The organism is Paraburkholderia sp. OAS925, assembly GCF_040543975.1.
Taxonomy (GTDB): Bacteria; Pseudomonadota; Gammaproteobacteria; order Burkholderiales; family Burkholderiaceae; genus Paraburkholderia; species Paraburkholderia graminis.
On the sequence record NZ_JBEUNO010000001.1, the window covers coordinates 2,852,375 to 2,874,039 of the forward strand.

Below are 21,665 nucleotides of genomic sequence, written 5' to 3' on the forward strand. Positions count from 1 at the left end.
CTTTACGCTGCTGTGCCAGTCCGCTTTGCCATGACCCAATCGATTCCCAATGTGCTGACGATCGCCGGTTCCGACTCGGGCGGCGGCGCCGGCATTCAGGCCGATCTGAAGGCCTTCTCCGCGCTCGGCGCTTACGGCGCGAGCGTGATTACCGCGCTGACCGCGCAGAACACGCGCGGCGTCACCGCGATTCACGCGCCGGACGCGGGCTTCGTCGGCGCGCAACTCGACGCGGTGTTCGACGACATCCGTATCGACGCGGTGAAGATCGGCATGCTGGCCAATGCGTCGATCGTGCGCGCCGTCGCCGACGCGTTGCGCCGGCACAAGCCCGCGCACATCGTGCTCGATACCGTGATGATCTCGAAGAGCAACCATGCGCTGCTGCTGCCCGACGCGGTCGCGGCCTTGCGCGACGAACTGCTGCCGCTTGCCGATCTGCTGACGCCCAATCTGCCCGAAGCCGCCGCGCTGCTCGGCGGCGCGCAAGCCGCTGCCGACGAAGCCGCGATGCTCGAACAAGGCGAAGCGCTGCGCGCGCTCGGCGCCCGCGCGGTGCTGATGAAGGGCGGCCATTTGAACGCCGCCGACAGTCCCGACTGGCTGGTGCAGGAGAGCGGCACGCTGCGTCTGGGAGGTCCGCGCGTGCCGGTGAAGAACACGCACGGCACGGGCTGCACGTTGTCGTCGGCGATTGCAGCGCTGATCCCGCAACGCGGCGATCTGGCGAGCGCGGTCGCGGATGCGAAGGAATATCTGACCGGCGCATTGCAGGCGAGCGATCGCCTCGACGTCGGCAGCGGCGTCGGCCCGGTGCATCATTTCTATCGATGGTGGTAACGCAGCGCGCCCACTGCTACTGCTGCCGTGCGTAGTCCCTTGCCCGCTGCGGCCAATCGTCGGGCACGATGAAACCGCGACTGCGTTCGAGCAGATTGCCCGTCGTGTCTTCGTCGAATGCGGCGACCATCGTCGGAACGTGTTGCTGCGAGGTTTGAGCCGCGAGCGTTTGTGCATCGACGAACGGCGTGCTGGCCGCGTGTTGTTCGCCAACGCGATAGCGACGCGGCGCCAGCCATTCGAGACGCGGCAACGTGCGCCAATGCTGGCCATGCGCCGACGCGAACCGCAGCCACTCGCCATGCGTCACCCACCAGCCGCGGCCATGCGCGGGATCGAGTTCGACGGGATCGGCCGGCGTCTCGCCGTGTCCGTGCCGATAGAACAGCCAGCCTTTGATGAACATTTGCGGCGTCCACAAGCCCGGATAACCGGCCGACGCAAAGTCTTCACGCGCGCTCAACAGCAATTGATGGCCGAGCAAATGGGCGAGCTTCAGATCGAAGCGGTCTTTCAGATTTGGGCCGACATAGTCCGATAGCTCTGACGCGTGGTGCGTGCCGGAATGGCCCGCATGCAGATAGCACTTCACCGCGAGTTCCCAGTGAAGCCGCGCGCCTTCTTGCGTTTCGAGCAGAAAATCGCATTCGCCAAGCGTGACGCCCGCGCGCCGCAACGGCACACTGGCCGCGACGAGCCGCGCCGCCGGTCCGTGCTGCAGAAACCAGCCCAGCAGACGTTCAGCGTACCGGCCAAGCCGCGTCATGCGCGTCGCCGCGAGATCGCGGTGCAAGGGCTCGGGCGCGGCGTCGAGCGAGCGCAGAAAGTCCAGCGTTTCGGCGAGTTCCTGCGGCGTATGAAAAAGCGTGGCCAACTCGCCTGCCGGCGGTTGCGGACGCAACAAATCGACGCTCAGAAGCAGCCACGCGAGATCGCGCACCGCGGGGTCATGCAACGCGTCGAGCAAGGCGCGAAGCATCGCCGCGTCGGCGCGCGGCGCGTCAGGTCGGGCCGCGTCAGGCCGGGCCGCGTCAGGCCGGGGCGCCGACGGTGGGTCGACCGTCACTGGCTCGCCGCATTCGACGACTCGCCGCCCGCCTCGCGCCACGTATCGCGCGCGAGGCACAGATCGGCCCACGCCTTGGCTTTGTCGGGCAGGCTGCGCAGCAGATAGGCCGGGTGATACGCGACGATCACCGGCACGCCCTCGTATTCGTGGACGCGGCCGCGCAGCGACGAAATGCTCGCATCCGTCTTGAGCAGGCTTTGCGCGGCGAAGCGGCCGAGCGCGACGATCAGCTTCGGCTTGACGAGCGCGACCTGCCGTTGCAGATACGGCTCGCAGCGCGCGACTTCGTCGGGCTCGGGATTGCGGTTGCCAGGCGGCCGACACTTGATGACGTTCGCGATATAGACGTTGCTGTCGCGCGCGAGCGTCAGCGAACGCAGCATGTTGTCGAGCAGCTTGCCGGCCTGGCCGACGAACGGTTCGCCCACGCGGTCCTCGTTTTCGCCTGGCGCTTCGCCGATCAGCATCCAGTCCGCGTTCCGATCGCCGACGCCGAATACGGTCTTCGTGCGTTTCTCGCACAGCCGACAGCGCTCGCAGGTCGAGACGCGCTCGCTCAGTGCGTCCCAGTCGAGCGTGTCGATTGCGGGCAGCGCCGGCATGGCGGCGTCGGCGTCGCCCTCGCCCGGCGGATGCAGCGGCAGATCGTCGAACCACGCGAAACCGTCGTCGGGCGGAGCGTCGAAAGAAGACGGCTCCGATGTGCGCGGCGGCTGCGCCACGGCCGGCTCATCGCTTGCGGCGATGGAAGGCTCGCGCTCCGGCTCAGGCGTGCGCGACGGTTGCGCCGTTCGCGGATCGCTGCCGTCGGCTGCGGGTTGCACGCGCTGCTGCTGCCGCGCTTGCGACGCAGGCGGCGCAGCGCGGTCGTGCTTCTCCGCGCCCTGCTGCGCGCTCTCGACGAAGCGCGTGGACTCGGCGGCGCGCCCGGCCGGCTCCGCGCTCTGCGACCGCTCACGCGGCAGCGCTGGCGCTCGTGGCGTCTGAACCCCGTCAGCACGCGGTCCGGTTTCAACCGACGTTCGCGCGTGGACCGCATCGTCGGCCCGTGTGCCCTGCGGCTCGTCGCTCAGCCCGGCAGCCGCTTCCTGCACCGCGCCCATGCCGCGACGCACCCAGCGCGGCGCGAGTCCGAATTCTTCCAATACCGATTCATGCAGCGCCATCCGCGCCCTCCCTGACAAACGATAAACGCATCACGATGGCGTCCTCCCGGCTGCGATGCCGCGCCGGATAATAGTTTTTGCGCCGGCCAATCGACGTAAAGCCGAAGCGCTCATAAAGCCGGATCGCGCGATGGTTCGACGGCCGCACTTCGAGCAGCAGTCCGTCGAGCTTTTCGGCGCGCGTGATGCGCACCGCTTCGCGCAGCAGCGTGAGCCCGGCGCCCGCGCCTTGCGCATCGGGCGCGACGCACAGATTGAGCAAATGCATTTCGTCGACGACGGGCATCAGCACGCAATAGCCAATCAACGTGCCGGTGACGTGCCGCAGACAGATGCCGAAATAGCCGTTGCGCAGCGAGTCGCCGAAGTTACCGCGGCTCCACGGAAATTCATAGGCGAGCTTTTCGATGGCGGCCACTTCGTCCAGATCGCCTTCGGTCATCGGCGACATGTAGCGATCCGCCAGCAGCACGCCGCTCATGGCCGGCCCTCGCGCAACGGGGTGTCCTCCGCACCGTTCGGGCGCTCCGCGAGCGCCGCCGCCTGCTCCGCTTTCGCGGCTTTTTCGGCGATGCGCTCCGCCGTGGTCTGCGCGACCTTGTTGCGCACGTACTCGGGCGCGGCCTGGTCGGCGGGCACCGTGCGTCCCGCGTGGAACGCCCGCAGCGCGGCGTAGGCGAGCGGCAACGCATGCGGCAGCGCGTCGTGATCGACGGTTCGGGCGGCGGACGCGGCCGGCAGACGCGCGCCGAAAGCCGCGGCGGCGTTGCCCGCGAGCGTGAACGGCTCGGCGGGCACGACAAGCTGCTGAGGCGTGTCGAGCGACGCTTGCTGCAAGACGCGCCACTCGCCTTGTGCTTCGTCCCACGCGTAATCGGCCCAGTAAATCTCGTCCATGCGGGCGTCGAGCGCGGCCAGCACGCGCGTCGCGGCCGGATCGCGGCGCCGGGCGCTTTCCGCGCAAACGAGCAAGGTGCTGATCGGCACGACCGGCAGATCGAGGCCGAACGCGAGTCCCTGTGCGACGCCGGTCGCGGTGCGAAGTCCGGTGAAAGAGCCGGGGCCGGAGCCGAATGCGATCGCGTTGCAATCGGCGAGCGTCAGGCCGGCTTCGTCGAAAAGTTCGCGGATTGCGGGCAGAAGCCGCGTGCTGGACACGGCGCCGGTCTGCTCGTGGCGGACCCACGCGCGCGGCCCGGTTTGCACGTGGCCGGCGGCGTCGACGGCGACGGACAACAGCGCGACCGAGCAGAATTCGGTGGAGGTATCGAGGGCAAGAAGCACGGTCTGAGTCATGGACGGTATTGTAATCGGCACGGCGCGCGCGGATGCGGTTTGGGCCCGCATCCGGTTGCCCGTTTGCCGATCAGCGATCGCCGGCGTTTGGAATAAGCCCTCGGCCACGCCGCGGCATGCAATTGTTATGATCGTCGGCCACCCGATCACCGCGCCGGAGCGCATCAAGATGACGAACCTCGACACGCAGTTCACCCAGGCCCAGGAAGACGTCAAGCAACTGCCCGAACGCCCGGGCAACCTCACGCTGCTGCGCCTCTATGCGCTCTTCAAGCAGGCCAGCGAAGGCGACGTGCAGGGCGACAAGCCGGGCTTTACCGACATCGTCGGCAAATACAAGTACGACGCGTGGGCCGCGCTCAAGGGCACAGCGCAGGACGCAGCCAAGCAGCAATACGTGGAACTCGTGGAATCGCTGAAGAGCGGCGCCTCGGCCTGACACGCGTGCGGGCGGGAATCCGGCTGGAAATTCGGCCATAAGCGCAGCCATAAAGCGGCCGAAACACGCGCCCCAACGCACCGCAGCGCCGGGCGGCGCCGCAACTTTCGCGCTAGGAAATATCCTAACAGTGGCGCAGTGCAACAAATACCTATACAATGCTGCCTGCGCTTCACTGCTTTGCCCGGCTTTCTCAAGCGGCCTTTGCGGCGCAGCGCCTCGTAGCGTTTAGCTCCAATCCAGTTTAGAACCTGTCCCCTCCTGCCTAGCCCCCTACGGGCGATCATGTCCCAGGCTGGCGGCAAGCCAATGTTGGCGTGTCGCATCCGATACAGCTTCTAACGAAAAACTCGCCCTCCATTGGTGCGAGTTGCCCCCGTTTTTCGATTTGCTCGCTGCTTCTTTGCTCGCTGAATCCGACGACTTGGGTATGCCGATTGGCGCCGACGTTTTAATTCCCTGTGTTTTAAGGATTCTCATGACTTCGAGCAATACCCCCAGCAGCCCGTTGAACGCCATCGCCGACCAGGCCCTCGGTTTCGCCGACGCACCCGCGCAAGCCGCAGCACCCGCTGTTGCCGCTGCCGCGCCTGCCGTCGCCGCTGAAGCCGCCGCCCCCGCCGGCCCGTCGTTCGCGTCGCTCGGCCTGTCCGCGGATGTCGTCTCCGCGCTGACCGCCGCTGGCTATCAGAACCCGACGCCGGTTCAGCAACGCGCAGTGCCCGCCGCCATCGCCGGCCGCGACCTGATGGTCTCGAGCCCGACCGGTTCGGGCAAGACCGCCGCGTTCATGCTGCCCGCCATCGAGCGTTTCTCGCAATTGCAAAAGGCGCAAGCCAGCCAGCCGCGCGAACCGCGTCCGGCCGACGGCGCCCGCAACACGCGCCGTCCGCAACCGGTTGCACGTCCGACCATGCTGGTTCTGACGCCGACCCGCGAACTCGCGATGCAGGTCACCACCGCCGCCGCCACGTACGGGAAGCACCTGAAGCGCCTGCGCACCGTCAGCATTCTCGGCGGCGTCGCTTATGGTCAGCAATTGATGCTGCTGGCAAAGAACCCGGAAATCCTGGTTGCCACGCCGGGTCGTCTGATCGACCACCTGGAACGCGGCCGTATCGACCTGTCGCAACTGCAGATTCTCGTGCTCGACGAAGCTGACCGCATGCTTGACATGGGCTTCATCGAAGACATCGAAACGATCGTCGCCGCTACGCCGGCTACGCGTCAGACGATGCTGTTCTCGGCCACGCTCGACGGCAAGATCGGTTCGCTGACGGGCCGTCTGCTGAAAGATCCGGAGCGTATCGAGATCGTTCAGCGCCTGGAACAACGCACGAACATCGCGCAAACCGTCCATTACGTGGACGACCGCGATCACAAGGACCGTCTGCTCGACCATCTGCTGCGTGACGAAGGCCTCGACCAGGCTATCGTCTTCACGGCAACCAAGATGGACGCCGATCAACTGGCCGGACGTCTCGCCGACGCCGGTTTCGAATCGGCCGCACTGCACGGCGACCTGCCGCAAGGCGCGCGTAACCGCACGATCAAGGCATTGCGCGAGCGTCGCGTGCGCGTGCTGGTGGCAACGGACGTCGCCGCTCGCGGTATCGACATTCCGGGCATCACGCACGTGTTCAACTACGACTTGCCGAAGTTCGCCGAAGACTACGTGCACCGTATCGGCCGTACTGGCCGCGCCGGTCGCTCGGGCATCGCGGTGAGCCTCGTGCATCACGCCGAACAGGGCGCGCTCAAGCGCATCGAGCGCTTCGTGCGCACGCCGCTGCCGGTGAACGTTGTCGTAGGCTTCGAGCCGCGCAAGTCGGCTCCGTCGGGTAACGGCCGTCCTGGCTTTGGCGGCCGCGGCCGTCCGGGCGGCGGCAATAGCGGCGGCCGTCGCTTCGGCAGCGGCTCGGGCAAGCCGGCCGGCAGCGCAGGCAGCTCGCGCAGCGGCAGCGGCAATGGCAGCGGTTGGGCCGGTAAGCCGGCAGGCAGCGGTTCGCGCGAAGGCTACGGCGGCTCGCGTGACGGCGGCTACGGCGCACGCCGCAGCGACGGTCCGCGTACCGCGCGTCGCGGCAGCTAACGTACGCAGCGCTACGCTCTGCGTAGCAATGAGTTGAATGACCCCGACAGCGCTTCATCGTCGGCTGGTCGACAGAAAAACCGGTGCCCAGGCACCGGTTTTTTTTTCGCCTGCGACGCATCGCCGCCCAAATTTCACGATGTGGAAAAAATTTTTGCGTCGTAAAAAATCGTGCTGCACGGCACAACGACGGGCATTGCAGCAGGGAAAATAACGTTTCTTAATGCGGAACGTCGAAGATAAGCCACTGATTATCCGAACAAAGATTTATTGGAAAATCGCGCCCGCCCCGCTATTGCGCGTCTGTCGATTTGCCTAGACTCTTATATAAGACTTCACGAAACGGAACGCTTAGGCGCTGAGCGCCGGCCGGCCCGCTTCGACGAAGACAGAGTCCACCATCTGTTCATTAGGCAACCAAGGAGAAAATCATGACGACGCGCGAAGAACAAGCCCGCCAACTTCAACAGCAATGGGAAACCGATCCGCGCTGGAAAGGCGTCAAGCGCAGCTATACCGCCGAAGACGTGATCCGCCTGCGCGGCTCCGTGCAGGTCGAGCACACGCTCGCGAAGCGCGGCGCCGAAAAGCTCTGGCATAGCGTGAACACCGAGCCGTTCGTCAACTCGCTCGGCGCGTTGACCGGCAATCAGGCGATGCAGCAGGTCAAGGCAGGTCTGAAGGCGATCTATCTGTCGGGCTGGCAGGTCGCGGGCGACGCGAACGTGGCCGGCGAAATGTACCCGGACCAGTCGCTCTACCCGGCGAATTCGGTGCCGCTCGTCGTCAAGCGCATCAATAACACGCTGACGCGCGCCGACCAGATCCAGTGGTCGGAAGGCAAGAATCCGGGCGACGAAGGCTATATCGACTACTTCGCGCCGATCGTCGCGGACGCAGAGGCCGGTTTTGGCGGCGTGCTGAACGCGTTCGAACTGATGAAGGCGATGATCGAAGCCGGCGCCGCGGGCGTGCACTTCGAAGACCAGCTCGCCTCGGTGAAGAAATGCGGCCACATGGGCGGCAAGGTGCTCGTGCCGACGCGCGAAAACATCGCCAAGCTGACCGCCGCGCGTCTCGCCGCCGACGTCTCCGGCGTGCCGACCGTGCTGCTCGCCCGCACCGATGCGGAAGCCGCCGACCTGATCACATCGGACGTCGACGAAAACGACAAGCCGTTCCTGACCGGCGAGCGCACCGTCGAAGGTTTCTATCGCACGAAGCCGGGTCTCGAACAGGCGATCTCGCGCGGCCTCGCCTACGCGCCCTACGCCGACATGATCTGGTGCGAAACGGGCAAGCCGGACCTCGAGTTCGCGAAGAAATTCGCCGACGCGATCCACAAGGAGTATCCGGACCAACTGCTGTCGTACAACTGCTCGCCGTCGTTCAACTGGAAGAAGAACCTGGACGACGCGACCATCGCCAAATTCCAGCGCGAACTGGGCGCCATGGGCTACAAGTTCCAGTTCATCACGCTGGCCGGGTTCCATGCGCTGAACTACTCGATGTTCAACCTCGCGCACGGCTACGCGCGCAATCAGATGACGGCGTTCGTCGAGATGCAGCAGGCCGAATTCGCGGCAGCGGAAAAGGGCTTCACCGCCGTCAAGCATCAGCGCGAAGTGGGCACCGGCTATTTCGACGCGGTCACGCAGACGGTCGAGCGCGAAGCATCCACGACGGCGCTGCACGGCTCGACGGAAGACGAGCAGTTCTTCGACAAGAAAGTCGCGTAACGGTCTCGCGACCTGATCGCAAAAATGAAAGGCAGATAGACAGCGGACGGGCGGCGCAGCGGTTGCGCCGGCTGGCCGCCGTCGGCAGGGAGGAGCTTCGGCGGCGCATCGGCGGTTCTTGTGCGCAGCGCCGGAGGGAGTTGACGGTAAGGCGGGGGCTGCATAAAGCCAGCACAGCCAGGCATCACCGGATTGTGCGGCGAATGGACGACGCGCCGGCCCAGGCGCCGGCGCGTTCTCCACTATCAGCGATCACGACGGCCGTAACGACGGCCGTAACGACGGCGGTAACGACGGCGATAACGACGACGATAAGCGCCGGTATCCGCGATTTCAGCGATACACCAGCACGGGAATTTTCGTGTGCGTGAGCACGCGCTGCGTTTCGCTGCCGATCAGCAGACTGCCGAGACCGCGCCGTCCGTGCGACGCCATGAAGATCACATCGCAGCCACCGCGCTCCGCGGCTTCGATGATCCCGAGATACGGCGCGGGATGCACGCTCGTGCGTCGATCGACGACCACGCCGACGCGGCTCGCCGCAAATTCGACTTCGCGCAGATGCTCTTGCGCTTCGCGCTCGCTGCGGTTGAGAAACTCCGACGGCGGTTCGACGGCGATCTCGGAGAACGGCGCGTACGGATATTGCGGCAGGCACGCGTACGCGGTAATTCGCGCGCCGACCGCCTGCGCGAGATCGATGGCGCCCGCGATCGCTTTGCGCGAGAGGTCCGAACCGTCGGTCGGGACGAGAATGTGCCTGAACATGTGCCCTCCGTTTGCGTGCCCGGTTGGGTTGCTGCTGCGGTTGCGGGTCGGATTTGAGCAATCCCCGCGACGCTTTTCATCCACGCCTTAAAACCGATTGTAGGCCGCAGAAACCGGCGCCCAGGTCTTATTGCGGGTCTGTCCGAATATCGAAAACCCGTTGCGCGGCGTCATCCCCAGTAATCTGGAAGGCCATACGTATGCTTGAGAAAATCCAGGAACAGCCGCACGCGCAGCGGCAAATGGCGGCGCTGCGGAAACACCGCATGAATGCCGATGGGCGGCGCGGCGAACTCGTCGAGCACGCTGACGAGCCGGCCCGCCGCGATGTCCGCGCCGACTTCCCACCACGAGCGCCACGCGAGGCCGTGGCCTTCGAGGCACCACTCGTGCAGCACCGCGCCGTCCGAGCATTCCATCGTGCCCGATACCTTGATCGATACCACTTTGCCGTCCTGCTGGAACATCCAGCCGCGCTGCTGATTGGCGCTCGCGCCGAGCGCGAGACAGTTGTGCTGCGCGAGATCCGCGAGGCTGTGCGGCGCGCCGCGCCGGCTCAGATACGCCGGCGACGCCACGCACACGCGCCGGTTTTCGCCCAACTTGAGCGACACGAGCGACGAATCAGGCAATTCGCCGAGCCGCACCGCGCAATCGAAACCTTCGTTGACCAGATCGACGAGCCGGTCCGACAGATCGAGCGTGATCGACACATCGGGATGCGCGACGGTGAACGCCGGCACCAGCGGCGCGACGTGCCGGCGTCCGAAGCCGGCCGGCGCGGAAACGCGCAAATGCCCGCTCGCCTTCACGCCGCCCGCCGACACGCTCGCCTCGGCGTTCTGCATGTCGTGAATGATGCGCTGACAGTCCTCGAGAAACGCCGAGCCTTCGAAGGTCAGTGTGATCTTGCGGGTCGTGCGCACCAGCAGCTTGACGCCGAGGCGCTCTTCGAGCGCGTCGATACGGCGGCCGATGATCGCCGGCGCCACGCCTTCGGCAAGCGCCGCGGCGGACAGGCTGCCTTTGGCCGCGACTGTGACGAAAGTCTCGATCTGCTTGAAACGGTCCATGGAAGAAGCGCCGCTCGCGCGGCAAAGTTGGCCGGTGCGCGCCAGATTAGGTGGATGAAAGTAAAAGATCAAGTGATCTTTAGCCTCTTTTTTAGCGCGCAGTACCGCTAATACAATCTGTCCCGACCTCTGACAGGAGCGCACGGCAATGTCGGCCACAACGACACTCTCCCCAAAAGCCATCATTTTCGACGCCTACGGCACGCTGTTCGACGTGCACTCGGTGGTCGCCGCGGCGGAGCAGATCTTCCCCGGGCGCGGCGACGCGCTCTCCCAGTTGTGGCGCCAGAAACAGATCGAATACACGCAGTTGCGCACGCTTGCCGATGCCGGCGAAGGCGCCGCGCACTATCGGCCGTTCTGGGACATCACGCTCGACGCTCTGCGCTTTTCCGCGAAAAAACTTCAGCTCACGCTCGGCCGTACCGCGGAAAAACGTCTGATGGACGAATACGCGTGTCTGTCGGCGTTTCCCGATGCGGTGCCGGCGCTGCGTCTGTTGCGCGATGGGGTTTCGTCGTCAGCGGCGACTAGCGCGCGCCCCGGCCTCGCGATTCTCTCCAACGGCAATCCGCAAATGCTCGACGTCGCCGTGAAAAGCGCGGGCATGAGTGGCCTCTTCGACCAGGTGCTTTCCGTCGACGCCGTGCGCGCCTACAAACCCGCGCCCGTCGCGTACGCGCTCGGCACCCAGGCTTTCGGTGTGGAGCCGCGCGAGATCGTCTTCGTTTCGTCGAACGGCTGGGACGTGGCGGGCGCGACGTGGTTCGGCTTCACGACGTTCTGGCTCAACCGCCAGAACGCGCCGCTCGAGGAACTGGGCGTGACGCCGCACGGCACGGGCGCGGGCATGAACGATCTGCTGGCTTTCGTGAACACGCTCGCATCTGCCGGCGATGCGCCGCGCCCAAGCCGCGCTACCGCCGCGAGCCGCACGCGCCGTCCGCGCAGCAGCGGGGGCGCATAGCCACGCTCCGTAGCCGACTCATCAAGCCCACTCAAACGATTACAACCGCACCTCAACTTTGCATCTTCGCAATCTGACCGACCAAGGAGAAAACATGGCGAATTCGCTGCCATCGCTGTCATCGTTAGACCTGCCGCAAGGCATGGAAATCACCGGCGAAATCAAGCCCGGTTATGAAGCGATTCTCACGCGCGAGGCGCTCGAGCTCGTCGCCGCGCTGCATCGCACGTTCGAGCCGCGCCGTCAGCAGTTGCTGCAGGCACGCGCCGAACGGACCAAGCGCCTCGACGCTGGCGAGCGCCCCGACTTCCTCGCCGAGACGAAGAGCGTGCGCGAAGGCGACTGGACCATCGCGCCGCTGCCGCGCGACCTGCAATGCCGCCGCGTGGAAATCACCGGGCCGGTCGAGCGCAAGATGATCATCAACGCGCTGAACTCGGGCGCGGATTCGTACATGACCGACTTCGAGGATTCGAATGCGCCGAGCTGGGAGAACCAGATCATCGGCCATATCAACCTGAAGGACGCGGTGCGCCGCACGATTTCGCTCGAGCAGAACGGCAAGAGCTACAGGCTGAACGACAAGGTCGCCACGCTGATCGTGCGTCCGCGCGGCTGGCATCTCGACGAAAAGCACGTGAAGGTGGACGGCAAGCGCGTGTCGGGCGGCATCTTCGATTTCGCGCTCTTCATGGTGCACAACGCGAAGGAACTGGTCGCGCGCGGCTCGGGCCCCTACTTCTATCTGCCGAAGATGGAGAGCCATCTCGAAGCGCGTCTGTGGAACGACATCTTCGTCGCCGCGCAGGAAGCGGTCGGCGTGCCGCGCGGCACGATTCGCGCGACCGTGCTGATCGAAACCATTCTCGCCGCGTTCGAAATGGACGAGATCTTGTACGAGCTGCGCGAACATAGCTCGGGCCTGAACGCCGGCCGCTGGGACTACATCTTTTCCGCGATCAAGAAGTTCAAGTCCGACCGCGACTTCTGCCTTGCGGACCGCTCGCAGATCACGATGACGTCGCCCTTCATGCGCGCCTATGCGCTGTTGCTGCTGAAGACTTGCCATCGCCGCAATGCGCCGGCTATCGGCGGAATGAGCGCGCTGATTCCGATCAAGAACGATCCGGCCGCGAACGACAAGGCCATGGCCGGCGTGCGCTCGGACAAGGCGCGCGATGCCGGCGACGGCTATGACGGCGGCTGGGTCGCGCATCCGGGCCTCGTGCCGATCGCGATGGAAGAGTTCGTGAAGGTGCTCGGCGACAAGCCGAACCAGATCGGCAAGCAACGCGACGACGTGCTCGTGACCGCGACGGATCTCACGGACTTCCGCCCGGAAGCGCCGATCACCGAAGCGGGTCTGCGCAACAACATCAACGTCGGGATTCACTACCTGGGCTCATGGCTCGCGGGCAACGGCTGCGTGCCGATCCATAACCTGATGGAAGATGCCGCGACCGCCGAGATTTCGCGCTCGCAAGTGTGGCAGTGGATTCGCTCGCCGAAGGGCACACTCGACGACGGCCGCAAGGTCACGGCGGAACTGGTGCGCGAACTCGCCGTGCAGGAACTCGACAAGGTGAAGCAGGCTGTCGGCGGCGATACGAAGCCGTACGAGCGCGCGGCGCAGATCTTCGAGCAGATGTCGACGTCGGAGCAGTTCACGGACTTCCTGACGCTGCCGCTCTACGAGGAAATCTGAGCAAGGGCGCCCGCGTCGCAATGCAGTGGCGAGCGGGCGCACGGCGGGCGCAAAGAATGACCGGCCTTACGGCCCGCGAGGCTTGCTGTCTCGCGGGCTGTTTTTTTTGCGGCGTGCCGGCGCTTGTGCGGGCTATCTATCAGCGCGTCGCGCGATACTTGACCCAATCGCCGGATTTGATTTCCGGCAGTCCCTTCACCGTGTTCGGCGCGACCGGATAGAAGCGGCAGTTCACCACATTGCCGTCCACTTTCACCATCACGTCGCGAGCCAGAAAACGATCTTCGACGCCGGGATACACGGCCTCGATTTCGTCGAGTACGGCGACGAGTTCATCGTCGATTTCGTACACATCGCCGATCACGTCCACACCCTGATCGTCGACCACCAGGCCCGGATACGAGCCGAAGTCGAACAGATGGCCGCGAACCGTGGCCGTGCCGAGCAGCGTCGGCTCGGCGATCTCGTTGCGCGCCGCAGCTTCGCGGATGTCGTTTACTTCGCCCGCTCGCAGCGTGCCGTAGACAAAGACGGTTTGCATCGTCGTTCGTGCTCCTCGAGTATGTGGTCGGTCAGACTGGCCATTATGCAACGTCGCAAAGCGCGCACGCTCTACAATAGGAAACCGCCCGCCCGCGATCGCGCTTCGTTCAGTGGCGTTTCGTTTTATGGATCGACCTTTGCCCATGACTCCGTACGCCGGCTCGGACCGCTCGAGCTTCGTCAGCCTGACCGACACGCCGCCAGAATTTCAGCCGAACGAAGCGCACCCGATTCGCGTGCGCTCGCGTCCTATGCCGATGGGTTCGCACTTCGCGCGTCACCAGCATGCGTGGGCGCAGGTCGCGTATGCGTCGCGCGGCGTGTTGCGCGTCGCCACAACCGGCACGACGTGGATGGTGCCGCCCTCGCGCGCCATCTGGGTGCCGCCGCATGTGACGCACGAAGTCGTGGCCGTCGAAGACGCGTTTCTACGCACGTTGTACATCACCGAAAGCACGGTGCCCGCGGGGCTCGACGCGCCCCGTGTCGTCGAAGTGTCGAATCTGCTGCGCGAAGTCATTGCCGCGCTGGATACGCCCGGCCTCTCGCCCGCGCGCGAGCGCCTGCTTGGCGCACTCGCGCTCGACGAGCTGACGCGTTCCCAGCCGCTGCCCCTTTCGGTGCCGATGCCCAACGAAAAGCGCCTGCGCGCGCTCTGCGAAGCGGTGATCGCCGACCCGACGCCCGGTGAATCGCTAGAGCAATGGGCGGCGAGCGTGGGCGCGAGCACGCGCACCATCGCGCGGCTTTTTCGGCAGGAACTCGGCGTGAGCTTTTCGCAATGGCGCCAGCAGGCGATTCTGGCGCGCGCGATTCCGCTGCTGAGCCAGGGACGGCCGCTGTCGCACGTCGCGCAAGAGTTGGGCTATCAAAGCCAGAGCGCTTTTTCTGCGATGTTTCGCCGTGCCTTTGGCGAAAGCCCGCGCGCGTTTATCGAGCGCGGCTCGGAACATCGGCTGGAAAATGGCGAAAGCGCTGACGACGCCGATCAAGACGAAATTTCTCTTGAACAGACTTTGCCGACGAGCGCCGATCCGATCGCGCCGGGCGCGGACCGCCGCTAAGCGCCGCTCGGCGAACTCAAACCCGCCGCGCCAGATGACGAATCGCGCCGAGTTGCGCGAGGCGCGGCCCCGCGAGCTTGTAGCCCTTGCGCTGATAGAGACGTGCCGCGGGATTGTCGACGAACACGCGCAGTTGCAGCTCGCGTAGTCCACGTTCGCGCGCCCATTGGTGCGACATGTCGAGCAGGTAGGTGCCGGCGCCGAGCCGCCGGTAGCCCTCGGCGATTTGCACGTCGCGAATATGCAGCGAATCGCCCTCCTGCGTGATGCGCAGAACGCCGATCGGCTTGCCGTCCATTTCGAGGATGAAGTTTTCGGACTCGCGCCAACTGCCGAGAAAAAGATCGCCGCGCCAGACGAGATGATGCCGCTGATAGTAGCCGCCCATGTTGCCGTGAGTCAGCGCCTCGGCGAACTCGAAGTCGTCCATGCTGGCTTTGCGCAGATGGAACGGTGACGGAGCTTCGGTTGGATCGAACATGGCGGCACGACGAAGAGAAGTCGGATAAACGGTAAAACAGGCCGCGCGCGCTGGCAATGGCTGTTTGTCCCGAGCATAGCCAGGCGGAAAGGCAGCGCAAATAAAAAAAGCCCACTTCTTTCGAAGTGGGCTTTCCAAAATCTGGCGGAGCGGACGGGACTCGAACCCGCGACCCCCGGCGTGACAGGCCGGTATTCTAACCAACTGAACTACCGCTCCAGATTTTTACAACTGACCGGCAAGTGAGAAGCAAGGCTTTGCTCGCTCGCCAACCGCACCGTTCAACTTCTTACCGAACGACGCCGATGTTCTGGCGTCCCCTAGGGGATTCGAACCCCTGTACTCACCGTGAAAGGGTGATGTCCTAGGCCTCTAGACGAAGGGGACAACGTACTGCTTACACCTTTAATGAAAAAGCCCGTTCAAGTTTGCATGAACGGGCTTTGTCTGGCGGAGTGGACGGGACTCGAACCCGCGACCCCCGGCGTGACAGGCCGGTATTCTAACCGACTGAACTACCACTCCAGTCTTTACACCCTGGCTTGCGAGCGTCGGTTATGTCTCTGCAAGCTGCGCTGCTTTACTGCTAAAGCGACGCTGATGTTTGGCGTCCCCTAGGGGATTCGAACCCCTGTACTCACCGTGAAAGGGTGATGTCCTAGGCCTCTAGACGAAGGGGACATAATCTTTTCAGACTCTGTCTTTAACTCGCTGCTGACTCGAATCAACTGAGATACTAACCGCACTTACTGGTCAGATATTCGTTTCGTCAACTGCGAAGACCGCTATTTTAACTACGATACAGCGGCTTGTGAAGTCTTTTTTGCTACAAGCTCCAGACTTCGGAACGACTTCACTCTGCTCTGATGGTGGAGGTAAGCGGGATCGAACCGCTGACCTCTTGCATGCCATGCAAGCGCTCTCCCAGCTGAGCTATACCCCCCTTGCAGAACAGAAACGAGATTCTAGAGGCCGTTTTGCGCTTTGTAAATACCCTTTGAGCAACTGCCTGCGACTTTTTTCCGAACTCGCACGCAAACCATCTCAATGCACGGGCGAATGCGCTTGCGCCCTTCCGCGTCTTAAGCCAGCGCCTTCTCGATACGGCTCACGACAACCTCACGCCCGAACAGCATCAGCACCGTATCGATCGACGGCGTATGCGTCGTGCCCGCCACCAGCAAACGAACCGGCATCGCCAGTTGCGGCATCTTCAGCTTGTGCGCGGAAAGCGTTGCCTTGAGCGCGGCGGCGATGGCTTCCTTGGTCCACTCGACCGTTTTCAGCGCGGCGGCCAGTTCGCCGAGCGCCGGGCGCACCGCATCGGTCACGTGCTGCGCGAGGGCTTCGGCATCCGGCGCCGGCGTGCGATAGAACATCGCCGCGTTCTGGGCGATCTCCTTGACCGTGGACGCGCGATCTTTCAGCAAGCCCACCACCGCGGTCAGATCGGCGCCTTGCGCAATCGTCGCTTCGTCGATACCCAGGTCGGCGAGGAATGGACGCGCGAGGCCGGCGAGGCGCGCGTTATCCGCTTCCTTGATGTAGTGCGCGTTGAGCCAGTTGAGTTTGTCGTGGTCGTACTGCGCCGGCGACTTGCCCAGATGCTCGAGATCGAACCATTCGACGAACTGCTCGCGCGAGAAAATCTCGGCGTCGCCATGCGACCAGCCAAGGCGCGCGAGATAGTTCACCACCGCTTCCGGCAGATAGCCGGCGTCGCGATAACCCATCACGCTCATTGCGCCGTGACGCTTGCTCATCTTTTCGCCCTGCTCGTTGAGCACGGTCGGCAGATGCGCGTAGACGGGCGGCTCGGCGCCGAGCGCGCGCAGAATGTTGATCTGCCGCGGCGTGTTGTTCACGTGGTCGTCGCCGCGAATGACGTGCGTGATGCGCATGTCCAGGTCGTCCACCACCACGCAGAAGTTGTAGGTCGGCGTGCCGTCCGGCCGCGCGATCACGAGGTCGTCGAGTTCCTCGTTCGAAATCTCGATGCGCCCTTTCACCGCATCGTCCCAGGCGACCACGCCGGTCAGCGGATTACGGAAGCGCAGCACGGGCTGCACGCCCGCCGGCGGCTCGGGCAGCACTTTGCCCGGCTCGGGACGCCATGTGCCGTCATAACGCGGCTTTTCGCCGGCTTCGCGTTGACGCTCGCGCAGCGCGTCGAGTTCTTCCGTCGACATGTAGCACGGGTACACGAGCCCGGCGCTCTGCATCTGCGCGAGCACTTCGCGATAACGGTCCATGCGCTGCATCTGGTAGAACGGGCCTTCGTCGAAATCGAGGCCGAGCCATTCCATGCCTTCCAGAATGGCGTCGACGGATTCAGTCGTGGACCGCTCGACGTCGGTGTCCTCGATCCGCAGCACGAAGGTCCCTTTCATCTTGCGCGCGAACGCCCACGGATAGAGCGCGGAGCGGATGTTGCCGAGGTGAATGAAGCCGGTGGGACTCGGTGCGAAGCGGGTGCGAACGGAGGTGGTCATTAGCGGTTACTCGAAGACGGGCGCCGGCGTCGGACAGACATCGCCCGTCAGGCGCGGCAGCGAAGCGCGCCCGGACGGCACAAAGGCTGCCGCGCGCGGACACGAAGGAATCAAAGCAAGAGCCGAATTATACCTTTCACGGACGGCCCGCCCGCCCTCGTCCGAATGGCCTGGCGAGGCCCCAGGGAAGCGTCCGTGCAACGTTTCATTACGCGCCGCCGCGAGCGCGCCGCTTTGCTTTATGATGTGCGCGCGCTGGGGCGCGGACGCGTCAGCGCGCTGGAGCCGCTTTGTTTGCGGCCGCGTGGACTTTGTCCCTGGCGCTGTCCCTGGCTTGTCCCTGACCCTTGCCTGATCGCGGCAGTTGGCGGCGCCCATTTCGCCGCTTACGCCGTTGCTGGAGAACTCGTTGAAACCTTCGTCGCCTCGTTACGGCCGCCGCCATTTTTCGCTCGCGGCCGCCTCAGCGGTGCTCGCCGCCTGCACCACGGCCGGCAGCAAAATCGACGGCGTGTCGTCGAACGCCGCCACGCCCACCACGAACGCGCCGCCGCTCGACAAGCCGCAGCGGCCGCTGCGCGTCGCGCTCGCGCTGGGCGGCGGCGCGGCGCGCGGCTTCGCGCACATCGGCGTGATCAAGGCGCTCGAGGCGCGCAACATTCAGGTGGATCTGGTGGCCGGCACGAGCGCCGGGGCGGTGGTCGGCGCGCTCTACGCGTCGGGCATGAACGGCTTTGCGCTAAACAAGCTCGCGCTCACCATGGACGAAGCGTCGATCAGCGACTGGGCCATGCCGTTTCGCACGCGTGGCTTTCTGCAAGGCATCGCGCTGCAGAATTATCTGAACACCACGCTCAACAATCGGCCGATCGAGAAGATGGTCAAGCCGCTTGGCGTCGTCGCCACCGACCTGAAAACCGGCCAGCCGATTCTTTTTCAGCGCGGCAATACCGGCGTTGCGGTGCGCGCGTCGTGCAGCGTGCCGTCGATCTTCGAGCCGGTGAAAATCGGCGGACATGAATATGTGGACGGCGGCCTCGTGAGTCCGGTGCCGGCGTCGTTCGCGCGCAAGATGGGCGCGGACTTCGTGATCGCGGTCGACATCTCGCAGCGCCCGGAAAGCGGCCTCACGGCCAGTTCCTTCGACGTGCTGATGCAAACCTTCACGATCATGGGCCAGACGATCAAGGCGTACGAACTCGACAAATACGCCGACATCGTGATCCGGCCGAATCTGGCGGCCATGAGCGGCAGCGACTTCTCGCAACGCAACGCCGCGATTCTCGCCGGCGAGGAAGCCGTCGCGAAGATCATGCCGGAGTTGCAGCGCAAGCTGGCCGCGAGCCGGGTGGCGGCTTAAGGGCTTAAGGGCTTAGTGGCGAAGGACCTAAGGGCTTAGCGGCAACACGCAAAAAAGCCTGCTTCTTTAAGAAGCAGGCTTTTTTCGCTGGATCAGCACAACAACCGCCGGCGAACCGGAATCAGTTATTTCCGCCGATCGTCGCATTCACGCGCTTGCGCAGATCTTCGCCTTCCTGATACGACGTCTCGATCCGGCGTGCGCCCGTGAAGCGCTTTTCCCAGTAGCCGCTATCCATGTCGTCGACGCGGATCGTGCTGCCCGTGGAAGGCGAATGCACGAACTTGTTGTCGCCGATATAGATGCCGACGTGCGAGAACGTGCGGCGCATCGTGTTGAAGAACACCAGGTCGCCCGGCTTCAGGTCGCTCACGCGAACCTTTTCGCCGACGCGGCTCATTTCCTCGGCGCGGCGCGGCAGTGCCATGCCCAGCGTGTCCTGGAACACGTAGCGCACGAATCCGCTGCAATCGAGCCCGGAGTCCGGCGTGTTGCCGCCCCAGCGGTAGCGCACGCCGATCATGTTCAGCGCGCCGACGACCACGTCGCCCGCCTTGCCGGCCATGCCGGAAAGAAACGATTTGGCGCCGCTGTCGGTGTTGCCGGCGAGCGATTGCGAACTGGAGGAAGACGAGGAATTCGCCGGGTTAGTCGGCGAAAAGGAGGCATTCTGATTGAAACTGCTTACTTCGTCGGCGAAAGCGCCGGGAGCTGCTGCGATCAAGACGCCAATGAACATCCCGGCGACGGCGCGCGTGCAAGCCTGGGTCAGATTTCTGTGCTGCATTGGTCGGTATTTTTTGCTAAAGAATCAGGGGTCTACGGAAAAAAGTTTGGTCGATACTAGCCAGTAAGTATTCACGTGTCAAAACAAATAGAAAAATACAATCGAGACACGCACCCAATTGGTGAAAGGGTGAAAAATCAGCGGTCTGATGCGGCTTTCAGGAGTTTTCGAGTGTACGGGTGCGAAGGCGTCGCAAAGATCTTCTCAACGTCTCCACTTTCGACGATAGAACCGTTTTGCATGACCGCCACGCGGTGTGCCATCGCCCCGATCACGGCCAGGTCGTGGCTGATGAAAACGAAGCCGAGGTTGTACTTCTGCTGCAGTCCGGCGAGGAGTTTCAGCACCTGCTGCTGGATCGAAACATCCAGCGCGCTGGTCGGTTCGTCGAGGATCAGAATGCGCGGCTCGACCACGAGCGCCCGCGCAATCGCGATGCGCTGGCGCTGCCCGCCGGAAAACTCGTGCGGATACCGGAAAAGCGCGGTCCGGTCGATCGCGACCTCGCGCAGCACGGCAAGCACCTTGTCGCGCCGCGCTTGCGGCGACATCTGCGGCCGGTGCAGCGCGAGCCCTTCCCCAACAATGCGTTCGATCGTCTGACGCGGCGAAAGCGAGCTGAACGGGTCCTGAAACACGACCTGCATGTTCGAGCGCAACGTCGTCTGCTCCGTGCCGCGGTAGCTGCCGAGCGCCCTGCCCTGAAATTCGATGTCGCCATGCGCGGTGCGCTGCAGGCCGAGCAGCGCCATCGCGAGCGTCGACTTGCCCGAGCCCGATTCGCCGACAATCCCGAGCGTCTCGCCTTGCCGCACGGCAATCGTCGCGTCGGCGACCGCACGAAAGCGCCCCGAGCGGAACCAGCCGGCCACGCCCGGCAACTTCGTTTTGAAATCGACGGATACGCCCCGCGCTTCCAGCAGCACGGGCGAAATGGGCAGCACCGGCACGACCGTGCGCTGCGGCCGGCTCGCGAGCAGCCGCTGCGTGTACGGATGCTGCGGCGACTCGAACACCTGCTCCACCGATCCGCTTTCGACGAGCACGCCGTTTTCCATCACCGCGATGCGCTGCGCGAAGTGGCGCACGAGGTTCAGGTCGTGCGTGATCAGCAGCACGGCCATGCCGCGCTTTTCGGCTTCGTCGCGCTGCAGTTCGAGCAGCAAGTCGACGATTTGCGCGCGAATCGTCACGTCGAGCGCGGTGGTCGGCTCATCCGCGAGCAAGAGACGCGGACGGCACGCGAGCGCCATCGCGATCATCGCGCGCTGTCGTTGTCCGCCGGAAAGCTCGTGCGGGTAGCTGTTCACGCGCTTGCCCGGCTCGGGAATGCCCGTGCGTCCAAGCAGCGCGACCGCGCGCTTGCGGGCTTCCGCTGCCGGCACGCCGTCGTGCACGACGATCGTCTCCGCAATCTGCTCGCCGATCGTGTAGAGCGGGTTGAGCGCCGTCATCGGCTCCTGAAAGATCATCGCGATGTCCGAGCCGCGCAGGCCGCGCATCTCGCGCTCGCTCTTGGCAAGCAGATCCTCGCCGTCGAAACGGATCGCGCCGCTCACCTGCGCGTCGCTCAACAGACGCAGGATCGACAGCGCCGTCACGCTCTTGCCCGAACCCGATTCGCCGACCAGCGCGATGCGCTCACCGCGGCGAATGGTCAGCGTGACGTCGTCGACGGCGACCGTTTCGCCGAAGCTCACATGAAGGTGATCCAGTTCCAGTAGCGGCGCGTGGCTCCCCGCTTCGCCGCCGTCGTGCTGCTGTCCGTTCGTTTGCCGTTGCAT

The 21,665-nt window shown here is 64.5% G+C and carries 19 protein-coding genes and 5 tRNA genes; 8 read left to right on the forward strand and 16 right to left on the reverse strand.

The window, feature by feature from the left end; genetic code table 11:
- Positions 1-30 precede the first annotated feature (30 nt).
- Positions 31-840 (forward strand): bifunctional hydroxymethylpyrimidine kinase/phosphomethylpyrimidine kinase, encoded by an 810-nt coding sequence (gene thiD / locus ABIE53_RS12385; protein WP_107706676.1) that lies wholly within the window; start codon positions 31-33, stop codon positions 838-840.
- A 16-nt stretch (positions 841-856) separates the two neighbouring features.
- Here thiD and ABIE53_RS12390 read toward each other — a convergent pair whose 3' ends face one another.
- The 4 genes from ABIE53_RS12390 to tsaB all read right to left on the reverse strand — a co-directional run bounded on the left by ABIE53_RS12390 (position 857) and on the right by tsaB (position 4,371).
- Entirely contained in the window at positions 857-1,819 is a 963-nt protein-coding gene (locus tag ABIE53_RS12390) for a DUF1853 family protein (RefSeq protein WP_107706675.1), read from the reverse strand.
- 83 nt (positions 1,820-1,902) lie between these two features.
- Positions 1,903-3,075, reverse strand: a complete 1,173-nt coding sequence (locus tag ABIE53_RS12395) for a uracil-DNA glycosylase family protein (protein WP_192698854.1) — start codon at positions 3,073-3,075, stop codon at positions 1,903-1,905.
- Positions 3,062-3,556, reverse strand: coding sequence for a ribosomal protein S18-alanine N-acetyltransferase (gene rimI, locus ABIE53_RS12400; protein ID WP_006052994.1), 495 nt, complete (start codon positions 3,554-3,556; stop codon positions 3,062-3,064). The genes ABIE53_RS12395 and rimI overlap by 14 nt, the downstream gene beginning before the upstream one ends.
- Positions 3,553-4,371: a tRNA (adenosine(37)-N6)-threonylcarbamoyltransferase complex dimerization subunit type 1 TsaB gene (tsaB, locus tag ABIE53_RS12405; RefSeq protein ID WP_107706820.1), complete on the reverse strand. Its 819-nt coding sequence runs from the start codon at positions 4,369-4,371 to the stop codon at positions 3,553-3,555. Before tsaB ends, rimI begins: the two co-directional genes overlap by 4 nt.
- A gap of 169 nt (positions 4,372-4,540) precedes the next feature.
- Here tsaB and ABIE53_RS12410 point away from each other — a divergent pair, with 169 nt between their 5' ends.
- From ABIE53_RS12410 to aceA, 3 genes are all read left to right on the forward strand, one after another.
- The gene (locus ABIE53_RS12410; RefSeq protein WP_006052992.1) at positions 4,541-4,810 is read left to right on the forward strand and encodes an acyl-CoA-binding protein; all 270 of its coding nucleotides are present in this window, start codon (positions 4,541-4,543) and stop codon (positions 4,808-4,810) included.
- 478 nt (positions 4,811-5,288) lie between these two features.
- Entirely contained in the window at positions 5,289-6,902 is a 1,614-nt protein-coding gene (locus ABIE53_RS12415; RefSeq protein ID WP_006052991.1) for a DEAD/DEAH box helicase, read from the forward strand.
- 431 nt (positions 6,903-7,333) lie between these two features.
- On the forward strand, positions 7,334-8,641 hold the full coding sequence (aceA, locus tag ABIE53_RS12420; protein WP_006052990.1) for an isocitrate lyase: 1,308 nt from the start codon (positions 7,334-7,336) through the stop codon (positions 8,639-8,641).
- Positions 8,642-8,974: 333 nt separating this feature from the next.
- On the opposite strand, the gene ABIE53_RS12425 is transcribed toward aceA, so the two are convergent.
- Positions 8,975-9,409: a universal stress protein gene (locus tag ABIE53_RS12425; protein WP_006052989.1), complete on the reverse strand. Its 435-nt coding sequence runs from the start codon at positions 9,407-9,409 to the stop codon at positions 8,975-8,977.
- A 170-nt stretch (positions 9,410-9,579) separates the two neighbouring features.
- Positions 9,580-10,482 carry a LysR family transcriptional regulator gene (locus tag ABIE53_RS12430; RefSeq protein ID WP_006052988.1) on the reverse strand — a complete coding sequence of 301 codons (903 nt, stop codon included), beginning with the start codon at positions 10,480-10,482 and terminating at the stop codon, positions 9,580-9,582.
- Between the two features lie 148 nt (positions 10,483-10,630).
- Between ABIE53_RS12430 and ABIE53_RS12435 the strand changes: the two genes are divergently transcribed.
- The gene (locus ABIE53_RS12435) at positions 10,631-11,449 is read left to right on the forward strand and encodes a haloacid dehalogenase type II (protein WP_107706672.1); all 819 of its coding nucleotides are present in this window, start codon (positions 10,631-10,633) and stop codon (positions 11,447-11,449) included.
- A 94-nt stretch (positions 11,450-11,543) separates the two neighbouring features.
- The gene (gene aceB / locus ABIE53_RS12440) at positions 11,544-13,154 is read left to right on the forward strand and encodes a malate synthase A (RefSeq protein WP_107706671.1); all 1,611 of its coding nucleotides are present in this window, start codon (positions 11,544-11,546) and stop codon (positions 13,152-13,154) included.
- Positions 13,155-13,293: 139 nt separating this feature from the next.
- On the opposite strand, the gene ABIE53_RS12445 is transcribed toward aceB, so the two are convergent.
- The gene (locus ABIE53_RS12445) at positions 13,294-13,695 is read right to left on the reverse strand and encodes a gamma-glutamylcyclotransferase family protein (RefSeq protein WP_006052985.1); all 402 of its coding nucleotides are present in this window, start codon (positions 13,693-13,695) and stop codon (positions 13,294-13,296) included.
- Positions 13,696-13,840: 145 nt separating this feature from the next.
- Here ABIE53_RS12445 and ABIE53_RS12450 point away from each other — a divergent pair, with 145 nt between their 5' ends.
- On the forward strand, positions 13,841-14,761 hold the full coding sequence (locus ABIE53_RS12450; protein WP_244230929.1) for an AraC family transcriptional regulator: 921 nt from the start codon (positions 13,841-13,843) through the stop codon (positions 14,759-14,761).
- A 16-nt stretch (positions 14,762-14,777) separates the two neighbouring features.
- Here the strand turns inward: ABIE53_RS12450 and ABIE53_RS12455 are convergent, their stop codons facing one another.
- From ABIE53_RS12455 to gltX, 7 genes are all read right to left on the reverse strand, one after another.
- Complete coding sequence (locus tag ABIE53_RS12455) at positions 14,778-15,242, reverse strand: GNAT family N-acetyltransferase (protein ID WP_013338845.1); 465 nt, start codon at positions 15,240-15,242, stop codon at positions 14,778-14,780.
- Between the two features lie 142 nt (positions 15,243-15,384).
- Positions 15,385-15,461 (reverse strand) — tRNA-Asp (locus ABIE53_RS12460).
- 92 nt (positions 15,462-15,553) lie between these two features.
- A tRNA-Glu gene (locus tag ABIE53_RS12465) sits at positions 15,554-15,629 on the reverse strand.
- Between the two features lie 61 nt (positions 15,630-15,690).
- Positions 15,691-15,767 (reverse strand) — tRNA-Asp (locus tag ABIE53_RS12470).
- An 80-nt stretch (positions 15,768-15,847) separates the two neighbouring features.
- Positions 15,848-15,923 (reverse strand) — tRNA-Glu (locus tag ABIE53_RS12475).
- Positions 15,924-16,109: 186 nt separating this feature from the next.
- Positions 16,110-16,185, reverse strand: a tRNA-Ala gene (locus tag ABIE53_RS12480).
- A gap of 139 nt (positions 16,186-16,324) precedes the next feature.
- On the reverse strand, positions 16,325-17,734 hold the full coding sequence (gene gltX / locus ABIE53_RS12485; protein WP_114156175.1) for a glutamate--tRNA ligase: 1,410 nt from the start codon (positions 17,732-17,734) through the stop codon (positions 16,325-16,327).
- 409 nt (positions 17,735-18,143) lie between these two features.
- On the opposite strand from gltX, the gene ABIE53_RS12490 reads away from it, so the two are divergent.
- Complete coding sequence (locus tag ABIE53_RS12490) at positions 18,144-19,094, forward strand: patatin-like phospholipase family protein (protein WP_114156715.1); 951 nt, start codon at positions 18,144-18,146, stop codon at positions 19,092-19,094.
- A gap of 121 nt (positions 19,095-19,215) precedes the next feature.
- Here the strand turns inward: ABIE53_RS12490 and ABIE53_RS12495 are convergent, their stop codons facing one another.
- The gene (locus ABIE53_RS12495) at positions 19,216-19,881 is read right to left on the reverse strand and encodes a C40 family peptidase (RefSeq protein ID WP_107706669.1); all 666 of its coding nucleotides are present in this window, start codon (positions 19,879-19,881) and stop codon (positions 19,216-19,218) included.
- Between the two features lie 137 nt (positions 19,882-20,018).
- The gene (locus ABIE53_RS12500) at positions 20,019-21,665 is read right to left on the reverse strand and encodes an ABC transporter ATP-binding protein (RefSeq protein WP_114156176.1); all 1,647 of its coding nucleotides are present in this window, start codon (positions 21,663-21,665) and stop codon (positions 20,019-20,021) included.